18 protein-coding genes are annotated in these 21,347 nt (G+C 47.9%); 9 read left to right on the forward strand and 9 right to left on the reverse strand.

Going from position 1 to position 21,347, the window contains the following annotated elements:
* Positions 1–266: 266 nt before the first annotated feature.
* On the forward strand, positions 267–2,396 hold the full coding sequence (locus tag DN748_RS06485; RefSeq protein ID WP_112370969.1) for a carboxy terminal-processing peptidase: 2,130 nt from the start codon (positions 267–269) through the stop codon (positions 2,394–2,396).
* Here the strand turns inward: DN748_RS06485 and rodA are convergent.
* From rodA to purH, 6 genes are all read right to left on the reverse strand, one after another.
* The gene (gene rodA / locus DN748_RS06490; RefSeq protein WP_112370970.1) at positions 2,383–3,693 is read right to left on the reverse strand and encodes a rod shape-determining protein RodA; all 1,311 of its coding nucleotides are present in this window, start codon (positions 3,691–3,693) and stop codon (positions 2,383–2,385) included. The genes DN748_RS06485 and rodA overlap by 14 nt on opposite strands.
* Entirely contained in the window at positions 3,686–5,548 is a 1,863-nt protein-coding gene (gene mrdA, locus DN748_RS06495; protein ID WP_112370971.1) for a penicillin-binding protein 2, read from the reverse strand. The genes rodA and mrdA overlap by 8 nt, the downstream gene beginning before the upstream one ends.
* Positions 5,545–6,054, reverse strand: a complete 510-nt coding sequence (locus DN748_RS06500) for a rod shape-determining protein MreD (protein WP_112370972.1) — start codon at positions 6,052–6,054, stop codon at positions 5,545–5,547. The genes mrdA and DN748_RS06500 overlap by 4 nt, the downstream gene beginning before the upstream one ends.
* The gene (mreC, locus tag DN748_RS06505; protein WP_112370973.1) at positions 6,047–6,877 is read right to left on the reverse strand and encodes a rod shape-determining protein MreC; all 831 of its coding nucleotides are present in this window, start codon (positions 6,875–6,877) and stop codon (positions 6,047–6,049) included. The genes DN748_RS06500 and mreC overlap by 8 nt, the downstream gene beginning before the upstream one ends.
* 15 nt (positions 6,878–6,892) lie before the next feature.
* A complete protein-coding gene (locus tag DN748_RS06510) occupies positions 6,893–7,921 on the reverse strand; it encodes a rod shape-determining protein (protein WP_112370974.1) in 1,029 nt (342 codons plus the stop codon).
* A gap of 183 nt (positions 7,922–8,104) precedes the next feature.
* Positions 8,105–9,631, reverse strand: a complete 1,527-nt coding sequence (gene purH / locus DN748_RS06515) for a bifunctional phosphoribosylaminoimidazolecarboxamide formyltransferase/IMP cyclohydrolase (RefSeq protein ID WP_112370975.1) — start codon at positions 9,629–9,631, stop codon at positions 8,105–8,107.
* Positions 9,632–9,927: 296 nt separating this feature from the next.
* Between purH and DN748_RS18960 the strand changes: the two genes are divergently transcribed.
* Complete coding sequence (locus tag DN748_RS18960; protein WP_146746566.1) at positions 9,928–10,107, forward strand: hypothetical protein; 180 nt, start codon at positions 9,928–9,930, stop codon at positions 10,105–10,107.
* Positions 10,108–10,116: 9 nt separating this feature from the next.
* Here the strand turns inward: DN748_RS18960 and DN748_RS06520 are convergent, their stop codons facing one another.
* From DN748_RS06520 to DN748_RS06530, 3 genes are read right to left on the reverse strand one after another with little or no spacing between them, the layout of a single operon-like run.
* A complete protein-coding gene (locus tag DN748_RS06520; RefSeq protein WP_112370976.1) occupies positions 10,117–11,478 on the reverse strand; it encodes a DUF5458 family protein in 1,362 nt (453 codons plus the stop codon).
* 8 nt (positions 11,479–11,486) lie between these two features.
* Positions 11,487–11,948, reverse strand: coding sequence for a type VI secretion system contractile sheath small subunit (locus DN748_RS06525; protein ID WP_112370977.1), 462 nt, complete (start codon positions 11,946–11,948; stop codon positions 11,487–11,489).
* A gap of 58 nt (positions 11,949–12,006) precedes the next feature.
* Positions 12,007–13,068, reverse strand: coding sequence for a PKD domain-containing protein (locus tag DN748_RS06530; RefSeq protein WP_112370978.1), 1,062 nt, complete (start codon positions 13,066–13,068; stop codon positions 12,007–12,009).
* Between the two features lie 463 nt (positions 13,069–13,531).
* On the opposite strand from DN748_RS06530, the gene DN748_RS06535 reads away from it, so the two are divergent.
* The 7 genes from DN748_RS06535 to DN748_RS06565 are packed head-to-tail and all read left to right on the forward strand — an operon-like array spanning position 13,532 to position 21,328.
* Positions 13,532–14,191 (forward strand): C40 family peptidase, encoded by a 660-nt coding sequence (locus DN748_RS06535; protein ID WP_161554491.1) that lies wholly within the window; start codon positions 13,532–13,534, stop codon positions 14,189–14,191.
* Positions 14,192–14,231: 40 nt separating this feature from the next.
* Complete coding sequence (locus DN748_RS06540) at positions 14,232–15,212, forward strand: C40 family peptidase (RefSeq protein WP_112370980.1); 981 nt, start codon at positions 14,232–14,234, stop codon at positions 15,210–15,212.
* Positions 15,212–16,138 (forward strand): hypothetical protein, encoded by a 927-nt coding sequence (locus DN748_RS06545; RefSeq protein WP_112370981.1) that lies wholly within the window; start codon positions 15,212–15,214, stop codon positions 16,136–16,138. Before DN748_RS06540 ends, DN748_RS06545 begins: the two co-directional genes overlap by 1 nt.
* A 3-nt stretch (positions 16,139–16,141) precedes the next feature.
* Positions 16,142–17,005, forward strand: a complete 864-nt coding sequence (locus DN748_RS06550; RefSeq protein WP_112370982.1) for a TssN family type VI secretion system protein — start codon at positions 16,142–16,144, stop codon at positions 17,003–17,005.
* A 50-nt stretch (positions 17,006–17,055) separates the two neighbouring features.
* Entirely contained in the window at positions 17,056–18,264 is a 1,209-nt protein-coding gene (locus tag DN748_RS06555) for a hypothetical protein (RefSeq protein ID WP_112370983.1), read from the forward strand.
* A gap of 17 nt (positions 18,265–18,281) precedes the next feature.
* On the forward strand, positions 18,282–18,794 hold the full coding sequence (gene tssO, locus DN748_RS06560) for a type VI secretion system TssO (protein WP_112370984.1): 513 nt from the start codon (positions 18,282–18,284) through the stop codon (positions 18,792–18,794).
* A gap of 23 nt (positions 18,795–18,817) precedes the next feature.
* Positions 18,818–21,328, forward strand: coding sequence for an AAA family ATPase (locus tag DN748_RS06565; RefSeq protein WP_112370985.1), 2,511 nt, complete (start codon positions 18,818–18,820; stop codon positions 21,326–21,328).
* Positions 21,329–21,347: the final 19 nt, after the last annotated feature.

The following is a 21,347-nucleotide window of genomic DNA, read 5'->3' on the forward strand; positions in this document are numbered from 1 at the left end:
CTTACCCCTGGCGGTGCGACATGCCCGGTGCCGGCCCGTACCGGAAACCGGGATTATGACAGGCGTTTAACAAAAAATTAGTATCATTGTGTGGTGCTGGCATGGTTTTTTCAGTAATTTAGGGGTTTTCAAATCGACCGGGGTAAAGTGATGCCTTTTTTGAAAAGGCGTAACGGTTGTTTGGAAAAAGAGAAGAAACAGAGTAGAATGAGCCGGATTTTTCTTTCCTGTATAAGGAACGGCAATGCGTTAAAAAAAATGAACAGATGAAAAGAAATTTTGTGTATGTACTGGCGGCCCTGCTGATATCGGCAGCTTCCTGTAGCTTTACCAATAAGACATTCGATAATCCTGATAAAGACAGGCTTCTGGTGGAGCTGCTTTCGTTTGTGATCCAGAAGTGGCATTTCAGTCCGTCTGAAGTGGACGACAGTTTTTCCGAAAAGGTGTTCGACAATTACATCGGAATGCTCGATCCGTCCAGGCGGTATTTCCTCCAGTCGGATATCGATGAATTTTCGGAGTATAAGGATAAGATAGACGACCAGATCCAGAGTGCGGACATCAGCTTTTTTGACCTGGTCCACAATCGTTTTGTGAAACGCTTAACCGAAGGGGAAGAGATCTATAAAGAGATCCTCGGCAAGCCTTTCGATTTTTCCGAAAATGAGGATATTGATATGGATTACGAGAACCTTCCGTTTCCGGAATCTGAAGATGATCGTGTGGAAAGGTGGAGAAAATATCTCAAATTTGCTGCTCTTGGCAGTTATGTGAGCCGGATGGAGGACGAGGAAGACAAAAAGGAGAAGGATGCTTCCTATACTGTAAAACCCGGTGAGGATATTGAAAAGGAGGCCCGGGAATCAATACTGAAAACACAGGCTGAGCACTTTGATATTGTAGACGACCTGGAGCGAAGAGACTGGTTTGTCATGTATCTCAATGCCATAGTTACGGAATTTGACCCTCATACCTTCTATTTTGCTCCTGATGATAAAGACCGTTTCGATGCCAGTATTTCAGGTAAGTTTGAAGGGATCGGCGCCCGTTTGCAGCGAAAAAACGATCGCATAAAGATCGTGGAGGTTATTTCGGGAGGGCCTGCATGGCGAGGTAATGAAGTAGAAGTGGGCGATGAGATCCTCAGGGTGGCACAGGGCGAAGAAGAGCCGGTAGACATCATAGGGATGAGGCTTGACGATGCCGTTAAGCTCATAAAGGGACCCAAGGGTTCGGAAGTCAAACTCACCGTGAAGAAAGTAGACGGGACCACCCAGACCATATCGATTGTCAGGGATGTGGTGGAACTGGAAGAATCTTATGCCAGGACCTCTCTGGTTAAAAAGGACGGGAGGACATACGGCATTATAAACCTTCCCAAATTTTATATAGATTTTGAGGATTATGAAAGCCGGAACGCAGCATCTGATGTCGAAAAAGAGATCGAGCGATTGAAGGAACAGGGCATGGAAGGGCTGGTACTTGACCTGAGAGGTAACGGTGGCGGTTCGCTGAAGACTGTGGTGGACATGGCCGGGTTTTTCATAAAAGAAGGGCCTGTGGTACAGGTCAAATCTTCGGGAAAACAGCAGGAAGTGCTCTCCGATACCGACAGCAGGGTACAGTGGGACGGCCCGCTGGTGATCCTGGTCAATGAACTTTCGGCTTCGGCTTCTGAAATTCTCGCAGCCGCCATGCAGGACTATAAGAGGGCGGTAATTGTAGGAAGCAAACAGACCTATGGAAAGGGAACGGTACAGAATGTGGTAAACCTGAACCAGTTCCTCGGGCAGAAGAACGACTATGGCGATGTGGGGGCCCTGAAACTGACCACCCAGAAATTCTACAGGATAAACGGAGGCTCTACCCAGCTCGAGGGGGTTAAGAGCGATATTGTAATACCGGACCGCTACAGTTATATCGACCTGGGGGAGAAAGATCAGATCAATCCGCTTCCCTGGGATAAAATAGCAGAGGCAGATTATCGCCCTTTAAAGGATCATGTGAATTACGATTACGCCATTTCCAGAAGCAAGGAGAGGATGGCTGAAAACGAACAGATCGGCCTCCTGGAGGAAAATGCACAATGGATAAAAAAGAAACAGGATGAAAGCACTTTTTCATTGAATTATGAAGCCTATCGCAAAAGTGTGGATGAGGATATGGAAGTCGCCAAAAAGTTTGATGTACTGTCGGAATACAGCACAGACCTGACCTTTGAGTCCCTCCCTTATGAAGATGCCCTGATTGCTCAGGATACCATTTTGAGAGACCGGCGTGAGCGCTGGCATAAAAACCTTTCCAGGGACGTATATGTGGAGGAAGCACTCAATGTATTGACGGATCTGAGAAACGAGTCTGAAAAGGGCCTGGCGCAGATCAGGAAACAGTAGCATCATTGAGGTCTTCCCACTCGTTGATCTGGTTGGCGTCGAGTTTGATAAAGACAAAGAGCAGCAGGGTAAAGGCCCATAGCCCGGAGCCGCCATAGCTGAAAAACGGGAGGGGGATGCCCACTGTGGGCAGCAGGCCGATAACCATGCCTATGTTTATGGTAAAGTGGGAAAACAGTATGGCTGCAACGCCGTAACCGTAAATACGGCTGAATTTGGATTTCTGGCGTTCTGCGAGAAACAGTATCCGGAGCAGCAGAAAGGTAAACAGCAGTATGACTGCCGTACTGCCGGCAAAGCCCCATTCTTCTCCTACCGTACTGAAAATATAGTCGGTATGCTGCTCGGGGACAAAACCACCTTTCGTACGGGTGCCTTCCAGAAATCCTTTACCGTAGAATCCGCCCGAAGAAATGGCAGATTCCGACTGATAGGTATTATACCCGATAGACCTCCTGATCTCCCTGAGTTTTTCAGGGTCGTGTTCCAGTTTGAGCCATAAGCTGATACGGTCCCTGTGATGTTGTTTGAAAATATGGTCGAAAGTAAACCGGACACTTGAAGTTACCAGTACCGTAATGACCATGAGGGTGAGGAAGGGCAGGAGGGAAACCACTTTTTTCTTTCTTTTCCGCCATATGAAATACAGGGTGAGTAACAGGAAGACCGCGACACTTACCCATATGGCACCGAAGATCAGGGTCGTGATAAAAAGCGTGAGCATTCCCAGGCCGCAAAGCAGGTAGCCGGAAGGCAGTCCCTCCCTGTACAATACGAGGATAAATGAAGCAAATACCATGGCACTTCCCGGGTCGGGTTGCAGGAGAATGAACACCATCGGGCCGGCAATAATTAAAAAGGCCCTCAGCTGGTCCCTGAAGTACTTGATATTGGTCTGCGAATCGCTGAGATACCCTGCGAGGGCCAGGGCCGTAGCGGTTTTTGCAAATTCCGCAGGCTGTATGCTCATAAAGCCGAAGTTGTACCAGGCCGTTTGTCCCGCTATGTTCTTGCCGAAAATGAATACCCCGGCCAGGGAGGCCAGGGAGATAAAGTAGATGATCCCGGAGAACCGCTGGTAGAACTTGGCGTCTATGGCCAGGATCAAAACGATGAAAACAGTACTCAGGCCTATAAACGTAAGCTGCTTGCCGTAGTATTGGGAGAAATCGAAAACGGAAGTCTCTAACCCGTCTGTAATACTGCTGGAATAGATATTGATCCACCCGGCAAATACCAGAAGGGCGTACAGCAGTACGGTGAGCCAGTCCATATTTCTTACCACCGAATTATTCATTGATCCTGAAAGGTTTTCCGCTTAGGGGTTTTGCATATTCGTCTTCGAGACTGGCTTCCAGCATCCGTTTTTCCAGGTCTTTCCGCGTTACTTCCCCCTTGAGGTATTTCTCAATCATGATCGAGGCTATGGGACCGGCATACCTGGAACCCCAGTAGCCGTTCTCTACAAAAACAGCTATGGCTATTTTGGGGTCTTCAACCGGGGCAAAGGCCACAAATATGGAATGGTCGGTAAGCTGGGTGCGTTCGCCGTCCAGACGTATAAAATTTTCGGCGGTCCCTGTTTTTCCCGCTATGTTTATATCCGGAACCTGGAACCATCTTGCCGTTCCGGAAGTGTAAACTTCGGCCATCCCTTCGATGACCGGCCCGAAGTTTTCCGGATCTATGGTAGTGTTTTTCCGCTCTGTAAATTTTGTATTCTCAAGAGGTTTGTTCTCGATACTTTTGAGGATGTGCGGGGTGTAGTAATATCCCCTGTTGGCTATGATGGCCGTGATATTGGCCAGTTGTATGGGAGTGGTCAGTATTTCCCCCTGCCCGATGGCGTTGGATATATTAGTGGTAGAATACCAGCGTCCTTTGCCGTACATGCGGTTATACAGATCGGTATCCGGGATCCTTCCTGCTTTTCCGGTGGGGAGGTCATACCCGAGGTAGTCGCCCAGTCCGAAACTTTGCATGTGTTTATCCCATGCATTCATGCCCTCTGCCGAGGTAGGATATTTATCTATGATACGGCGGTACACATTGGCAAAATAGCCGTTACAGGACAGGGCAACCCCTTTTACGAGGTCCCTGGAACCCCCTCCGCAATGGCATCCCATAAGTCTTCTTCCCATATAGTAATACCCGTTCTGGCAACCGATCCTGGTGTGCGGATCGATCACGCCTTCCTGCAGGGCAGCAAGGGCATTGAGCGCCTTGAATGGGGACCCCGGGGGGTACATGGCCAGCAGGCTTCTGTCGTATAAGGGCTTGGCGATCGAATCGTAATACAGTTGTGTGTAGTTCCTGGAACGCTCCCTGCCTACCAGGAGGGAAGGATCGTAACTGGGAGCGGTGACCAGGGCGAGGATCTGCCCGGTTTTCGGTTCCAGTGCAACGATGCCTCCGCGTTTGTGGGCCATGAGTTCTTCTCCGTAAGCCTGGAGGTCGATGTCAATGGTAAGTGCTATGTCCTTTCCCTGTACGGGCAGCGTATCGTATACGCCGTTCTTGTAGGGGCCTATATCCCTGTTGAAACGGTCTTTCTGGATAAATTTGACGCCTTTCCTGCCTTTCAGGGTGTCCTCGTAATATTCCTCTACGCCCTGTTTTCCTATGAGCTCTCCCGACATGTACTCCGGGTTGTTCTGCAGGTCGTATTCGCTCACCTCCCTGATATAACCGAAGATATTGGCGCCGTGACTGGTCTGGTAGTGCCTGAGAGATCGCTTTTGTATGTAGAACCCTTCGTATTTCCGCATTTTTTCCTGTAATGCGGCATATTCCGCCTTGGTGAGCTGGGGCAGGAATACCGAAGGCAAACGCGGGGAATAGGTATAGGCTTTTTTGTATTTTTTAGTGAAATCCTCTTTGGTAATGTTCAGCATGGAGCAGAATTCAATGGTGTCCAGGGGTTTTACCTCGCGGGGGATCACCATAACGTCATAGGAAGGCTGGTTGGCCACCAGGAGCGTACCGTTACGGTCGTAGATATATCCGCGTTCCGGGTAATCGTAAACCTGTTTTATAGCGGTGTCGTCCAGCGGGTTATCCCTGTTCCCTGAAATAAGTTGCAGGTAGGAAAGCCTGCCTGTATAGATCAGGGCCACCAGGATGATAACAGATGCCAGTAACAGTTTCCTCATTGATTCTTAACGCTAAATAACGGAATGAATATAAGACAGAGCAAGAGGGTAAATGCACCCGAGAACAATGCCTTTTCCAAAATGGTCAACAGATGTGTAAAACTAAAAATCTCCAGGGAGAAAAGAATGAAATGATGTGTTAAAACCATGATAAAGATATACACGAATCGCTGCCCGAAATTGGTGTTCTTTATTTTCAGTGTCTGGTATTCGTAGGCACTGCCAAAGGCAAAGCGTAATACGACAGGGCGTATATAAGCTATACATAGGGAAGCCGCCGCATTGATACCACCGCTGTCACTGAAAAAATCGACGCTCAGCCCGATTAAAAAGGAGAGCAGCAGAAAAGCGGCACGGTTTTCGTCTTTTAACGGGTACAGCAGAATGAAGAGCACATAGATATAAGGGCTGATATAGCCCATCAGGTATATGTGGTTGCAAATGAGTACCTGGGCCAGGACCAGTACGATAAACCGGATGCTATTTGCGAGAACACCGTTATTCATTGACCGAATGTTCCAGTTCCATAATTTCTTCCTTATTCGTGTTTTCTATAATGTAAACATGCCCGAGGTTGGTCATGTCGTTAAACAGCGCCACGTTTATGATATAGTAATTTTCAGAGATATCGAGGTGGTAATTCTCAATAGTCCCTATGGGAATGCCCTTGGGGAATATGGTGGACATCCCCCCCGTGATAACGGTATCTCCCTCTTTTAATGGTGCAATACGGGAAATATCTACGAGTTGTACGGTCCTTTCCGATCTTCCGTCCCACTGCAGGGAGCCGAAGTGATTGGTGTTTTTGAGCTGTGCATTGATACGGGTAAGGGTGTTCAGCACCGATTGTACGGTAGCGTAGTTTCCGGAAGTATTATCGATGATCCCGACAATACCTCTGGAAGTTATAACCCCCATGTCCTGGGCGATCCCATCATTTTCTCCCCGGTCTATGGTGACATAGTTTTTCGGGGTGTTATAGCTGTTCTTGATTACCGAAGCATTCCGTACGATATATCCCTGATTACCGCGGAGTAGCAGGGAGTCGGGAGGAATGGAGTCGGGATAGGGCAGGCGGTTGTTAAACAGCAGTGTCCGCAATCTCTTGTTTTCCTCTACCAGCTGTACATTGTGTGTTCTCAGCCCGAAATAATCCGAAATCCCGCTTGAGGCTTTGTAGATCCCTCCGGTGACCCAGTTGGCCGAATTGATAAATTTACTGGAGTGATAGTTGTGCGACTGCACCGTTAAAAAAAAGGAGAGTGACAGCAAAACAAGAAAAAGAAAGAAGAACCTGTTCTTTAAAAAAAAATTGACGATGTTCTGCATGGCGTCCTACCTTACCTATCTTACCAGTATACTCTTAAACCTGGAAATGTTTTTCAGTGCTATTCCCGTTCCCCGTACCACGGCGCGAAGCGGATCTTCGGCAATATATACGGGCAGGTCGGTTTTTTGTGAAAGCCGCTTGTCCAGCCCGCGCAGCATGGAGCCTCCGCCGGCGAGGTAAATCCCGGTATTGTAGATGTCGGCTGCAAGTTCGGGGGGAGTTTGCGACAGGGTTTCCATGACCGCGTCCTCGATACGGAGAATGGATTTGTCAAGTGCTTTGGCGATCTCCCGGTACGATACGTGTACCTGTTTGGGTTTTCCCGTCAGGAGATCCCGTCCCTGGACACTCATTTCCTCGGGCGGGGTTTCCAGGTCTTCCGTGGCGGAGCCTATCTGTATCTTGATATTTTCGGCCGTAGATTCTCCTACATACAGGTTGTGCTGGGTACGCATATAATAGACGATATCATTGGTAAATACATCCCCGGCAATTTTTACCGACTTGTCACATACGATCCCTCCCAGTGCGATGACGGCTATTTCCGTGGTCCCGCCTCCTATGTCTACGATCATGTTTCCCTTGGGCTCCATGATGTCTATCCCGATCCCTATGGCCGCAGCCATGGGCTCGTGGATAAGATAGACCTCCTTGCCATTTACCCTTTCGGCAGATTCCTTGACCGCCCGCATTTCCACCTCCGTAATTCCCGAAGGGATACAGATCACCATCCGCAGGCCGGGCTGAAAGAGTTTGCGCCTCAATGCCGGGATGTTCTTGATAAACATGTTGATCATTTTTTCCGAGGCGTCAAAATCGGCGATGACCCCGTCTTTCAGCGGACGGATGGTCTTTATGTTTTCATGGGTTTTTCCCTGCATCAGGTTGGCCTGCTGACCTACGGCGATAATCTTTCCGGAGATGCGGTCCCGGGCCACTATAGAGGGGCTGTCCACAACAACCTTGTCATTGTGAATGATCAGCGTATTGGCTGTGCCGAGGTCCATCGCAATTTCCTCTGTTAAAAAGTCAAAAAATCCCATGTATGCGTAAAATTATTCAGTTTGCTCGTTTGTATAAAGTGTATTTTTTCGGCCTTGCCCCAAATGTAACAATACTTTACTGCATTTTATATGCTGTAATTCAATAAAATATGCTCTTTGAACCATTTTTGCCCGGAGACTCTCCGGGCAATATCACAGTTTATAACGAAAAACCGGGTACAATTAGTGTTTAAAATGTCTGGTTCCTGTAAAAACCATGGCCATTTTGTGTTCGTTACAGTAATCGATACTCAGCTGGTCCTTGATAGAACCGCCGGGCTGTATTACCGAGTTTATCCCTGCCTGGTCTGCGATTTCCACACAATCGGGGAAAGGGAAAAAGGCATCGCTGGCCATGACAGCCCCGTGGAGGTCGAAATCAAAAGAACGCGCTTTTTCTATAGCCTGTCTCAGGGCATCTACCCTGCTGGTTTGCCCGGTACCGCTGGCATACAGCTGAAGGCCTTTTGCCAGAACTATGGTATTGGATTTGGTGTGTTTGCATATTTTCGATGCAAAGAGCAAATCCTTTAACTCGTTATCCGAAGGTTTATTGTCTGTCCGGTAGCTTATATCTTCCGCCGTGTCGGTCTTCTCGTTTTTTTCCTGTACGAGAAACCCGTTGAGGCAGGTTCTTACCTGGGTTTTGGAAAGTTCCGCCTCTTTGCGGACCAGGATGATGCGGTTTTTTTTCTGCTTCAGTGTTTCCAGGGCTTCTTCGGAGTAGGAGGGGGCAATGACCACTTCGCAGAAGAGTGTGCTTATCTCCCGGGCCGTATCTTCGTCTATGGGCCTGTTGGCAATGAGGATACCTCCGAATGCCGATACGGGGTCTCCGGCAAGCGCATCCCTGTAGGCTTGTGCGAGTGTACTCCGCGTAGCAACTCCACAGGCATTGTTGTGCTTCAGGATGGCAAAAGTGGGCTCGTCATTTTTAAATTCTTCCATCAGGTTTACTGCGGCGTCAACATCGAGCAGGTTGTTATAGGACAGTTCCTTGCCGTGAAGCTTGTCGAACATGGCCCCGAGATCTCCGAAGAAATACCCTTTCTGGTGGGGGTTCTCGCCATAGCGCAGCTCCTGTCCGCGGGTTTCACTCACCTTGAATACCGTTTCTTCCTCGTTGAAATAATTGAAGATGGCCGTGTCGTAATGCGAAGATACATTAAAAGCCTTTGCGGCAAACCGCTTGCGGTCCCGGAGCGTCGTGTTTCCGTTCCCCTCCGTGATAAGCTGCAGGAATTCGCTGTAATCTTCCATGGAAGCCACACAGAGCACGTCCTTGAAATTCTTGGCTGCCGCCCGGATCAGGGAAATGCCGCCGATGTCTATTTTTTCTATGATATCCTGTTCTGCGGCACCACTGGCCACGGTTTTTTCAAAAGGATAGAGGTCTACGATAACAATGTCGATCTGCGGTATTTCGTATGCTTTGAGCTCGTCCCGGTCACCTTCGTGTTCCTGGCGGTTCAGGATACCTCCGAATACCTTGGGGTGCAGGGTTTTTACCCGGCCTCCGAGTATGGAAGGATACCCGGTCACATCTTCCACGGGAATAACGTCAATGCCCAGGTCGCGTATGAATTTTTCGGTTCCTCCCGTAGAATACAATGTTACTCCCAGGTCATTCAGTTTTTGAATTACAGGCTCCAGTCCCTCCTTGCTGAAAACGGAAATTAAAGCAGATGTCGCTTTTTTAGTGGTACTCATGTTTATCGTGTTGTTTCTCTTGATTTTTCCGCGAAAATGCCATTGCCGAAATGTCGAGGTTTTTAATGGAACTCTTAAAATATCAGAAGGCATTTCGTACTGAGAGCTTGTTTAAACTAATTTCAATTGGCTACAAAATGATCTTTTACCCCATATTTCATCTTTTTCTTGCTCCATAGCTATGGCTATGCAGCGTAAAAAAGCCTTCATCTGGGGCAAAAATCTCTATTTTTCGCTGCAATCAAATCAATTTAAAAAAGCTCTGATACCGGTTCGTAAAACAGGACCGGATACGTTTGATTGCAAAAGTAACTTTTTTGTGGCAACAAACAGGTCTCCTGTTTAAAAATATTGGTATGAGGGTAGGGGAAGGACGTTTTGAAGGGAGGGCGGATATTCAGGTTTTATATGGAGTTAAAAATACAAAGGGCTATCTGAAAAGAGAGCCCCCTGTCTGTATGGTAAATACCCTTTGAAAGGGATGATTACTGTTCGGAATATTCCGTATCCCACTCCGTACCGTCGTCTCCCTTCTGCCCGTCCATTTTTATCAGGAAGTTTTTGGCAGGGAAGTACGGTTTGAGCCGTATGTCCAGGAAAATACGGTCTTTCTGGTTGGGGTCCTGTTCAAATCGCGTGATGTCAAAATCTTCGATGAGTTTGTCAGGCCCTGAAACGCTGTCCAGGAATTTTATGACCTGGTTGAGTATCTGCTTCCGGGTCTTGGCATTGAAGTTTTCAAAGGCCCGCCTGTTGAGGAAGTCCATCATCACCTTGGTGACGTAATCGAAAACCCTTACCACGGAGTAGGTCTGCAGCCCCAGGTTATCACCGTTGAACAGGGTCTTGCCGGAAAAGGCCATGACCTTGTTGTATTCATTGACCATGGGTACCAGTCCGAGGTGTTCGAGATCGGCTATTTCACTTTTCTTGAGATCGAATTTCACACCGTCTACCTCGTTGATCCCGCCAAACTTTTTGCCCGCGGTGATCTGGGACATCAGGGTATTGTATATTTTTCCTGCAAGGGCAGTAGAAGGAGGGATAAACAGGTGGTCTTCCTCGTCGATATCATCGTTCTTGCCACGGCCTACCAGCCAGTTACAGGTCATGACAACATTAGACCGGTAGATGTCTCCCCCGGTGAGGTTTGCCATTTCGAACATTTCGATCACATCGTCCGGTTCGTCCAGGTGCTGGAAGTCGGTAACCAGCATCACCTTGTTGTTGTGTGCGATTTTCGCCCATTTTTCAACGACCTTGTTAGACCCCAGGTACCCGGGAATCACCAGGAGGGCATAATTGTTCCTCAGGTCCAGCCTGTCGTAGTTGTTGACCAGTTCTTCCTGGATATAATCGATAAACCTGGTATTGTCAAGGTCCTTGAGCTGATCGAGTTCGGCATTGATAATGGACACGTTTTTTACCTTGCTCTCCTCGGTATTTTTGTAGAACAGGGCCAGGGTGCGATAGGCTTCTTCCAGTTCCCTGGTTTCACGGGTAGCTTCTGCAAGGTTCTTTTTCAGTGTCTGTTCTGCGCTTTCTGCCTTTTTCTGGCAGTCGTCTACCAGATCTACCAGGTTGTCCGAAGACTTCAGGGTTTCCGCCCAGAGCTTGAGAACCCTTTTCAGGTTCTGGCGCTCTGCCTTCTTGCCGGTCTCGTTCAGGAATATGTTTCTTCTGGCTTTTCTTTCCGGGCTCAGGTTCTGTACCCCTTCAATGGCACTCTCCAGCAGGTCGAAGCCCCCGTACTGGATAAAAGACTCGAGTTTCTGTTCCAGGCTGGCCTTCTGGCCTTCCCTGAGCTGTTCCCCTGCTGCGGTAGCCGATGATTTTTGATTCTTCATAAGTAGCTCTATTTGTCGTTTTCTTCAATTTCCCGTACCAGGGCCTCTATGGTTTCGATAATGGACTGTTTGGCTTCGGGATCCTGGAGCGCCAGTTTCAATACCTTATTGGTCTTGAGCTGCTTTATCATTTTACCGTATTGTTCTTTCTTGGTCTGAAGGTCGGTGAGGAATTCGCTCTGCTCGGTAATGCCTTTTACCGAAAAATCGGATACGTTCCCGAATTTGAGTTCTTCCCGGACGGTCATGCCCTGTTCATCCTCGAAATTGACATTCATTTTCGGAGCAAAATGTTCGAACACCTCATCCATATTCTTTAATCCGCTCACCGCTTCGGGGCGAACAGGGGTATTGGGAGTCAGCTTCTGTGCAATGAGTGTACGGTTTTGTGGGATGTCCACAATACTTTCTTCACCTTCCGGCTTTACCTCATTTCCTCCTATGCCATAACTATTAGAAAGGTTTGCCATAATATTAATTTTAGTTAAATATAATAAAAATTACGTATTGAGTATGCTTTTTCCTAATTCAGAACAGTCCTTTTCGCTTATAATCCAGTATGATAAGGCTTACGCAGTCCGTCTGCCTGTCGCGTACCATCGATACTTTCTTCAGTTCTATCTTCTTGCCGCGTATCGTATTGTACAGGTAGTGTACGGAGACTATGCTCCCGTCTTTTAACTGTACCTTGGGGAACTGGTCTTTGCAGAAATGACGGGTGAAGTTCTTGAAAGACAGTCTGTTCATCGAGATCCCCATGATTATGCCTGCCAGTCTTTCTTCGTCCATGGGGAGCACTGTTGCTTCCTCCTCCTCTTCCTCCGGGACATTGATGTTATCTACACGTTTTGCCTTTTCCGGTTCAAACCCGATAGGCTTCTCGGGAACTTTCTGGTTGATGTATATATCCACGATATCCTCATCCCTGGTGTCCTTCATGATATCCACCTTGTTGATCCTTTCCTTTTTATTGCGTGAAGGAAGAACGGTTATTTTTTTGTGGGTCAGGTATTTGGTGTCGTCATTGACAATAAGGTATACTGTTTTGAGGCCGGGAGTCTTGTAGGTGTACGAGGGATCCTTGTCAATGGCGTCGATCTTTTCTCCATCCCCTTCCCCGAAGCGCCATTCCCATCTTTTGGCGTGTGGCGTTTGGTCTGTAAAGGTTACCGGTTCGTCTACATAAGCTATTGCGGGAATGTCAAACCTGGGGAACAGTGTGGAGTCGATCAGTTCCTTGGAAGGAAGGATCTCCACGACTTTTGAAATATTACAATTTTTATTGACCCAGAGGTTGACCAGGTACTTACCCGGTTCCTTGTATTGATGGACCACCTTGGAACGGTGAGAAGCCGTATTGCCATCGCCGAAATTCCATTCCCATTCATGGGCATTGTCGGTATAGTCTGAAAAAGTTACGATCTCGCCCACTTTCAGGGCAGAGGCATCTATATTAAAGGATTGTACGAGGCAGGGCTCACTTTCCCTTACCTTGAAAGCCAATACGACGCCGGCTATGAACAACAGTGCGATGAAAGATAGCAATACCCTGGAGTCGAAATGTGTTTTTATACGGGAATTCCTATTCATGATACTATGATAATTACATTATAAAAATAATAATATACGACAATTATGATCAGAAATACATAAATTGTAATGTGCTTTGGGGGGTGTTTCAAAAGTACATCATTTGCGATTTATGCAAAATCACGGAAAACAAGTATTTCAAAGTAAAACAAAAATATTGTATTTTCGTACGAAATTTTGTGGGTACAAGCTAATAAAAATAGCTGAAACTCCGTAACAGTAAAAGAGTAAAGTTATAGAATATAGTGGTAAAATAATGTATTGTTGACCTGTATTTAAAATAAACTTAATATTTTACCGATTTATTTGTATTTGTCAATTGTGGAAAAAGATATTCCGGTATGTTGTTTGTCCGGTGGAGGTAACGAAAATGTCACGACGCGAATACGGTAGTGAGAAAAAGAAATGTGTACAGACAGATTATTCTTTGTCAATGTTAGGAAGCGATAATAATTTTTTAGCTGTGAAGTATATCAGGTGGATGATGGTCGTGTTTGCTGTTGTTCTTTTGGAAAGCTGTGGTGCAAAGAAAGATGCGGCATATATGGTTACCGATCCTTATGTGAATGCAGAGCTTGGCAGAAAGCCGGGGCTCAGCGATATAAAGGTTATTCGTGACCTGGAAATTGTATTTGAGGAGGAAGAAGAGGAGCCGGAACTTATATCGGAGGAACAGAAGCGCTATTTTGCCCGTAAACTGGGGGTTCCCGCATCTGAAATCACCAATCAGAAACTCTATGCCTATATTGTGGAGTGGGAGGGGGTGCCTTACCTGTACGGGGGGAATAGCAAAAGCGGGATAGATTGTTCCGCCCTGATGAAAAACCTGTACAGCGAGGTCTATAATGTGGAGTTGCCGCGGACGGCCTCCGAGATCATGCTTCACGACGACCAGGTACAGCCCTTCCGGTCTGTAGAATATCTCCAGGAAGGAGACCTGGTGTTTTTTCGCTCCGGCAAAGAAAAAGTAATGACCCATGTGGGTATTTACCTCGGAAATATGAAATTTCTGTCTGCCACCGAATCAAAAGGGGTTCAGATCACAAGTTTGAAAGACCCTTACTGGCATAATAGCTACAGGGTGAGTGGCAGGGTGAAGTCTTTGGTGGCTTCACAGGAATGACTGAAAGGGTCATGCCGTTTTGTTACATAATAGAGCAAGTATGGTACACGTAAGAGTATTGGTGTTTTTGGCAATGATAGTCATGGTTGTTTCCTGTAAGACCTCCAAAAGTGTAATTCCTATTACCGATGAGTATGTGAATATGGAGTTCGGGGAACTCGGGGATATGAATGAGGGAGAGGAAGAGGATACCGAAGACGAGTCGTATATTATTATAGCCCCGATTACGGATGAAGATGTTGAAGAAGAGTTCGGAGAAAGCGAGGGAGTGGCTGCTGCTACCCCTGCCCCTGTTCCTCAAAGGGTTCCGGCAACCAGAGGGCCTGTAGTGAATACGGCACCTCCTGTAGTGGATACAGAACCCCTGAATGCAGCCATAGAACTGGAAACCGGGCAGTTGCTGCTGTCGGATAGCGGTTCTTCCATTATGCTCGATGAGGTGGAAGTGGTCGGAATACGGAGGGAGGAGCAGTTCGCGCTTGGATCGCTCTCGGGGTTCCAGCTGGTTTACCTGAAAGAAACAGAAGCCCGGTCCTTGCCTCTGGTGAAGGAGGTGAAGGTCAAGGGGTATTCTCCCATTACCATAGAAGACAGGATATACTTCGGAAAACGGTTGAAGGTCAAGCCGATAAGGATCAGTAATGCACGTTTGTATTCTTTTGTCAAGGAGAATCTCGGAAAACCTTATCGGGAGAATTATCTCGACCATCTTACCCTGATGCAAAACCTTTATCAAAAGGTTTATGAGGTCAGTTTTCCGCGTACCACTTCAAAAGCCATTCTCGGTAATTATACCGAAGGGAAGATACACTACACCAGGGACATGGCAGAAGGTGACCTGCTGTTTTTCCGCCTGAGAGGCAATAAGGGAGGGCCGTACACCCATATAGGGATCTATCTCCAGAACAACAGGTTTCTTACCGTGACCCCTTCCGGGGGGGTAGAGATCACCAACCTTAGGAACCGGGAGTGGCGAACGGCATATATAGGAAGAGGCAGGGTCAAAAACACAGTAGACTGATGAACAGGGAGGATACGGCAATGGAGGCATTACAGGGATTGCCTGCTCTTGACCTGAGGGCAGAGCTGCTCTTTGAGGCCCTCTTGCGGCTCAAGGTAAGGGACAGGGATATCACGGTGTCTTCCAGGGGGAATTTTTTCCGGAAATTCAACCGGGATGTCATGGGAGTAGAGCTCGACATGAACCGTGCCGATATGTGGACTGTGATGCTGAGCAGGGACGGGTTGTACGATATCATACCGGAAGGGCTCTCCCATAATTACAGGAACCGTGCCAGGAATGAAGATCCTGTAGAAGAGTATAAAAAACGGAAACGGGAAGAGGCGGAAGCGCGCCACTTTTACAGCCCCCTGGAGAACGAGTTTTTTCGTTTCAGGCACCAGATCGAGAAATACGAAGCCGATTTTTTCCGGGATATCAATGCTTATGGCCTCTCCGATGTAATCCGCACGATTCTCGGGGTGTCTGGAAACGTCCCGGACGACCTGCTTGTCAGGATGTTCTTTTTGTTGATGCAGCAGAAAGACCACGTGAGCCGGAATATCGGCGATGTGTGCAGGGGGCTGGGGTTTATTATAGGCGAAAAAGTTGATGTCACCGTCAGGAATATCAGGCTCGAACACGGATTTGACCCTTATGAAAAAAGGGAAGAGATGCTTTTGGGGATCAATACGACACTGGAGAGTGATGAGGAAATATTCTTAAAGAAATATCACTTTGTCATCGGCCCCCTGAATGATTCGGGGATACTTGTGGAGTATGTGAACCACGGGCGGATGGAAAGCTTTCTGGAAGCCTTCTTCTACCTGTTCCTGCCCTGCCAGGTCCAGTTTTCATACGAGTTGGTGCTCAACGAGCACGACGAGGTCTTTGCATTGCACGAAAATGTCTATCAATCGCGTTTGGGAATATCAACAGTTATCTGATTCATGAGAAAAATTTTAGACTATATTGTTACCGGCGAAACCATGACACTGCTTCTCATAGTGCTTGCAGTGGCTTTTATACTAAGCATGCTTTTTGCGGCCAGGGCGCCGAAATTCCGCAAGAAGAAATGGAAGTATTTCCTGTACGTCCTGGTTATGGGGGTGCTGATCACGGCCTTCGGGGCGGTACTGTACAATCTGAAGTCTACCACCTTGAATACCCGTTTTGTTTCCTTTCAGGTGCTGATGTTCCTGCTGGGAACCGGGCACCTTGTGGTCTTTCACCGGCTTTTTGCCCGGTTTGATACCGAAAAAATGTTCCAGGAGATCTTTATGTCATTTATTACCGCACTTTATGCCGGCTGCTTTATGATCCTGGTAGTGGCTTATTTTGCAGAGTTCAGGTTTATCTACTATTTTTCCGGAAGCCTGCTGATGTTCCTCGTGCCCACGCTGGTGCTGATCCTGTTTGAAACAGCGGTTACCATTCCGGCAAGGCTGTACAAGAGATGGTTTTACCCGCTCAATAACAAGTATCCCAATCCGCAGATTACGGAAATGCGAAACATGATCCTGCTCAACCTGGTCTTTCACAAGAAGCCGAACGACCGCCACATGATCAACTTCAAGGTAAAGGCGCCCCGCGCCATGGAATTCGGCAGGTTGTTTTATTATTTTATCAATGACTACAACGACAAACACCCCAACAGCCAGATCTATTTTAAGGACGGAAAGAACGAACCGTATGGCTGGTATTTTCATACGAAACCCCGCTGGTTCAGTTCTACGAATCATATAGACCCCGACGAATCTGTAGACCGGAACGATATGAAAGACGGTGATACCATCATTTGTCAGCGTATATAAAAAAGAGGTCTTCAAGGTCTCTGTGTTTGAATTTTAAAAGATAAAAGACTATGGCAGAAGATATTCGATATTTCCCGGTGAACTGGATCGACGGGATGAAGATCAATAAGAACCATTTTATTGATCTGCAGGACAATGTGGAAGACCTCGTACGTGATGTCCGTGGGCTGATGATGACCCCGATGCAGTACGGACTGGTTTCCACCCGTTTTAAGGCGCCTTCGGAATATTCGGTGATTATCGATGAGCACAACGAACTTCACGTATCCATAAAGTTTCTCAAGGCCGTGACTCCCGGAGGGGGGCGTATCGAGGTCACGGATTTTACGGGGGAATTTTCAGAGAAGATTGCCCTGGAAAATTATGAATTCAAGGAAAACACCCGTTACCTGTTGCTCAATGTAGACCCTTTTAAGCGGGTGCCTACGGGCGTACAGAACATGGAGGAGATACCGCCGCGCTTTCCCTTTGCCATGTCGCGCTATTACCTTACAACCATTGCCGAGAGCGAAGTGACACAGAACAATATAGGGCCGCTGCAATTGCCCATCGCCAAATTTTCGTCCCGGGGCAGTGTGTTTGAGGTGGAGGATGCCTATATCCCTCCCTGTATTTCGGTAAACGGTCATCCTGCCCTGGTAAAACTTTATGAAGCCTATGACGCTTTTTTTAAGCAGATGGAATTTTACGCGGTACAGATATGCCAGAAAATACGCTTCAGGAGACTTAGCGGAGATGAAAACCTCATTGCCGATATTGTGTTCAATACCCTGGAGTGTATTATGGGATATGTCGGGCAGCAGATCAACAGGAACCGGTGGAACGGGGTGTATGCTTCCCCGATGGAAGTGCTGGACAAGGTGGTGAGCCTGGCCAGGATCATGAAAAACAGCTTTGATTCCTTTTCGGGGGATGGAAAGGAAATGGTGTTCAACTATTTTTCGGAATGGACTACGGAACTGGGGAGCGGGGATTATGAAAAACTGTTCTCGGAGACGATAAACCTCAGGTATAACGGTTATGACATCGCCCCGTGTGTACAGGGAGTGATGGAGTTCATAGAGAAAACAGACCACCTGTTCTCGATCCTCAACCAACTGGATTATATCGGGAGGAAAAAAGATTCCGGTATATTTGTCAATGAGAATATTATAAAAACAGAACGCTCTTCCGGGATCTTCTTCCGCCAGGAGGATTCGGAAAGCGGACCGGACAAGGGGGATTCCCGGGGCGAAGGAACGTCATTTCTGGCAGATTGATAATATAATAATAGATCATGGAAATACTGAATAAAAGGGAGCGGATATCTGCATTTTTGTTATTTCTTCTCATGCTTGTCATTACGGTGGGAGTGTTGATATTTGCCGTATTCTTCAATTACCAGTTGCCCTGGAAGGAGAACGAGGCCCTCAAGCAGGAAAACGACCGTATCATGAATGAGTACTACTACCAGGACACGTTTTCTGCCAAGCTGGACGAACTGACGGCGAGTATAGATTCCCTGGACCGGGCGGAAGACGGATTCCAGTTCCTCGAACAGACCATAAACCTGGAACTGGCCAAGCTCAAGGAAGGAGTCCCGGTAGACAAGGAAGCCTACAAACAGACGCTGATGTACGACAATGTCATTCTCAACCTCAAGGGGTTTGTCAATGCCAAGAGAAAGTTGCAGCTGCTGAGAACATCGGAAGAAGAGATCAATGATCTCAAGGCCCAGATATCCGATTATGAAGATATTATAAACGATCTGAAAAAGCAGCTGGAACTCTGTAAACAGTTGAGTAAGTAATACGAATTTTTTAAACGTGACCCATGTTGACACCCTACAGTGACCAGGCCATACATATCGCCCGCCGGATAGCCCGGGAAAATCACAATTCCGGCTATGCTCCTGCACATTTTCTCAAGGCATTGTTCAACCGGCAGTTCGATTTTATCCGGGAACTCGATGCGGTAGGGGTCGATGTGTTTTATATGGACGAATGGGCGGATATCCGTATTGAGGAATACGATAAAACACGCCGTCCGGGGGAAGAAATTCCGGCTACGGCATCGATGGAAGCCGTGTTTGCAGAAGCCGAAGACATCGCCCGTAAGGCCGGACAGGAAGAGATCGGGTTTATCCCCCTGTTGATGGCGCTGCTTACTCCGGGAGTGGGATTTACCCACGACGAGCTTAAGGCCATGCCGGTCACCGCCGGTGAAATAGCGGCGAGAACGGGGTATCGGAACAAGGAGGCGAAAAACGGGCAACAGCCATCTGCATTGTCCGGAACACAAAGCATAAGTGCTGCAGAGGTATCGGGGCAGTCTTCGGGAGCACTGCATAAATACTGTACAGACAAGGTCAGGGCTTACCGGGAGGGGGAAGATGTCCCCCTGGTGGGCAGGGATGAAGAACTCAAGGCTATTACGGAAATTCTCAACAGGAAACTCAAACCCCATGTCGTTGTTACGGGCGAGCCCGGAGTAGGGAAAACAACACTCATAGAAGGGTTTTGCGGGAAGATAGCCGACAATCATATCATTACCCCTCTTCAGGGGGCTACGGTCATGGAAGTGGAGACCGGGGCATTGTTTGCAGGGGCATCCTATAAGGGAGAGGTAGAAGACCGGCTGCAAAAGATCTTTGCCGAAATAAAGAAATACCCCAGGCCCATACTTTTTATAGACGATATTCACGAGTTGTTCGATGCCAGCCAGGGCAGTGGTATTGCCAGTGTGGTAAAATCGGAACTGGCCAGGGGAGATATTACTTTTATAGGGGCTACCACTACGGAAAAGTATCGCAAGACACTTGGTAAGGACGATGCCCTGAACAGGAGATTCGAAACACTTGAAGTACAGGAACCGGGAGAAGACCTGGCATTGCGTATGATCAGGAATGTGATCTCCCGGTATGAAGAGCACCATCAGTTTAAGATAGGGGAAACCGAACTGAAGGAGGCCATACGCCTTTCCGGAAGATATCTTAAGGAAAAGTCGCTGCCCGATTCGGCACTGGACCTGACAGACCGGACCATGTCTTCGCTCCGGGTGGCCAAGGAGGTGATCACGGAAGAACTTCCGGATCTTGAGGCCCGCCTGAAAGCACTGGGAAAACCGGGGAAGAAAGACCGTAAAGAGGAGCTGCAATGGCTGTACCGGGATATTGTAGACAAATCGGGGGAACTCCTGGATGAGGATGCTGAAGAGCACGGTTTTGAGATACAGAAGGGGATTCCTGCAAAAGTGGCTTACCTCGGGAAGCTGCTGGAGCAGCTCCGGCAGGTCTCGGGGGGAGATAATGTGGTGACCGCCCATCACCTGTCTTCGGTGGTTTCCGGGATTACGGGGATTCCTGCCGGAAAGGTGAAAAGCGGGGAGCGGGAACGCCTCCTGGACATAGAACAGGAACTTAAAAAGAGGGTAGTGGGGCAGGACCATGCGGTAAAAGTGGTTTCTGATGCCATCCTGGAATCGCGTTCCGGACTTACCAAACCCGGGCAGCCCATAGGTTCGTTTTTCTTTCTCGGCCCTACCGGTACCGGGAAGACCGAACTTGCCAAATCGCTGGCCGATTTCCTGTTCGGCGATGAAAATGCCATCATAAGGCTGGATATGTCGGAATTCAAGGAAGAACATTCCGCAGCATTGCTCTACGGGGCACCTCCGGGTTATGTAGGTTATGAGGAGGGCGGGTTGCTGGTAAACAAGATCCGGCAGAACCCCTATTCCATAGTGCTCTTTGATGAGATCGAAAAAGCACACCGGTCGGTTTTTGACGTTTTCCTGCAGATACTGGACGAGGGAAAACTTCACGACCGGCTTGGCAAGGAAGGGGATTTCTCCAATGCAGTGGTGCTCTTTACTTCCAATATAGGGTCGGATTTCGTGGTGAAATCCTTTTCAGAAGGACATATACCCGCCTCCAATACACTTCTCGAGATCATGTCAGGCTATTTCAGGCCGGAATTCCTGGGCAGGCTTACGGAAATAGTGCCGTTTGCCCCGATAAGCAGGGAGAGTGTGGTAAAAATATTTGATATTCACCTGGAAAAGGAACTCCTGAGCCTGCTCTCCCGGATGGATATAACTCTTAAAATACCGGATAAGGTCAGGGAAGAGGTGGCCCTTATGGGGTTTAGCCCGGAATACGGGGCGAGGCCCATTAAGGGGACTATCAGGAACAGGTTGAAGCGCCCGCTGGCGCGAAAGATCATTTCCGGAGAAGTGCGCCCGGGAGATGTGCTGACCATTAAGACAGACAAGGAGGGCGAAGTACGGTTCGCTGTAAAAAGCGCCCGTAAACCGGGGAAAAAGGCAGAGAAGGCAACATCCTGAATGATTAAAACCATTATCA

The sequence above is a fragment of the Sinomicrobium soli genome (assembly GCF_003285545.1).
GTDB lineage: Bacteria > Bacteroidota > Bacteroidia > Flavobacteriales > Flavobacteriaceae > Sinomicrobium.

What these genes read in the sequence shown, in the direction of transcription:
- DN748_RS06485 (WP_112370969.1), top strand. Translation starts at nt 267, where the DNA reads ATGAAAAGAAATTTTGTGTATGTACTGGCGGCCCTGCTGATATCGGCA.
- rodA (WP_112370970.1), bottom strand. Translation starts at nt 3,693, where the DNA reads ATGAATAATTCGGTGGTAAGAAATATGGACTGGCTCACCGTACTGCTG.
- mrdA (WP_112370971.1), bottom strand. Translation starts at nt 5,548, where the DNA reads ATGAGGAAACTGTTACTGGCATCTGTTATCATCCTGGTGGCCCTGATC.
- DN748_RS06500 (WP_112370972.1), bottom strand. Translation starts at nt 6,054, where the DNA reads ATGAATAACGGTGTTCTCGCAAATAGCATCCGGTTTATCGTACTGGTC.
- mreC (WP_112370973.1), bottom strand. Translation starts at nt 6,877, where the DNA reads ATGCAGAACATCGTCAATTTTTTTTTAAAGAACAGGTTCTTCTTTCTT.
- DN748_RS06510 (WP_112370974.1), bottom strand. Translation starts at nt 7,921, where the DNA reads ATGGGATTTTTTGACTTTTTAACAGAGGAAATTGCGATGGACCTCGGC.
- purH (WP_112370975.1), bottom strand. Translation starts at nt 9,631, where the DNA reads ATGAGTACCACTAAAAAAGCGACATCTGCTTTAATTTCCGTTTTCAGC.
- DN748_RS06520 (WP_112370976.1), bottom strand. Translation starts at nt 11,478, where the DNA reads ATGAAGAATCAAAAATCATCGGCTACCGCAGCAGGGGAACAGCTCAGG.
- DN748_RS06525 (WP_112370977.1), bottom strand. Translation starts at nt 11,948, where the DNA reads ATGGCAAACCTTTCTAATAGTTATGGCATAGGAGGAAATGAGGTAAAG.
- DN748_RS06530 (WP_112370978.1), bottom strand. Translation starts at nt 13,068, where the DNA reads ATGAATAGGAATTCCCGTATAAAAACACATTTCGACTCCAGGGTATTG.
- DN748_RS06540 (WP_112370980.1), top strand. Translation starts at nt 14,232, where the DNA reads ATGGTACACGTAAGAGTATTGGTGTTTTTGGCAATGATAGTCATGGTT.
- DN748_RS06545 (WP_112370981.1), top strand. Translation starts at nt 15,212, where the DNA reads ATGAACAGGGAGGATACGGCAATGGAGGCATTACAGGGATTGCCTGCT.
- DN748_RS06550 (WP_112370982.1), top strand. Translation starts at nt 16,142, where the DNA reads ATGAGAAAAATTTTAGACTATATTGTTACCGGCGAAACCATGACACTG.
- DN748_RS06555 (WP_112370983.1), top strand. Translation starts at nt 17,056, where the DNA reads ATGGCAGAAGATATTCGATATTTCCCGGTGAACTGGATCGACGGGATG.
- tssO (WP_112370984.1), top strand. Translation starts at nt 18,282, where the DNA reads ATGGAAATACTGAATAAAAGGGAGCGGATATCTGCATTTTTGTTATTT.
- DN748_RS06565 (WP_112370985.1), top strand. Translation starts at nt 18,818, where the DNA reads ATGTTGACACCCTACAGTGACCAGGCCATACATATCGCCCGCCGGATA.